The sequence below is a fragment of the Mesorhizobium sp. M7D.F.Ca.US.004.03.1.1 genome (assembly GCF_003998635.1).
GTDB lineage: Bacteria > Pseudomonadota > Alphaproteobacteria > Rhizobiales > Rhizobiaceae > Mesorhizobium > Mesorhizobium loti.
On record NZ_RZQG01001758.1, the window covers coordinates 1 to 488 of the forward strand.

At 60.9% G+C, this 488-nt stretch carries 2 pseudogenes; both read right to left on the reverse strand.

The features are described from left to right. Positions 1-211: pseudogene (locus EN935_RS42655) on the reverse strand (SRPBCC domain-containing protein); the annotation flags it as partial. A gap of 80 nt (positions 212-291) precedes the next feature. Next, a pseudogene (locus tag EN935_RS42660) lies at positions 292-488 on the reverse strand (hypothetical protein); the annotation flags it as partial.

Consider the following 488-nt stretch of genomic DNA (forward strand, 5'->3'; position numbering starts at 1 on the left):
CCCCATAACTGGTGTAGCGGTAGAGCGCGCCGGGATGCTTACGACCGAGCTCCTCAAGGAACCAGGGGCCCTGCTGCGTCTCCTCGGTCAGCACATGACAGCCGTCGGCCGTGGGCGTAATCACCCAGCCGTGGGAGGCGCTCGAACCTGTCTCGTCACCGTCCACGGTCGTCGCCCAGGCGAGCCTGCGTTCAGGCACGTATTCCGTCACGACAGGCTCATCGGAAGGCCGACCGTCACCCGGCTGTATCGCCCGAGCGCCAGTTCTCGCGCGCCGCTTAGGATTTTAACCTAATCTTCGGCAAAAATAACGCGACCAGTTCTCAGCATCGACGAGCAGCTTCCAGACCATTTCGGGCGGATGTCGATGTCATTGAGCGCGTAGATGGCCGAGATTTCTGGGTCGTACCGCTCGGGCAGGATTGCATGATTATACATTGTTGACGGCGGACGATCAGAGGCGCCCAGTTCTTTTCCTGCGCCTGCAC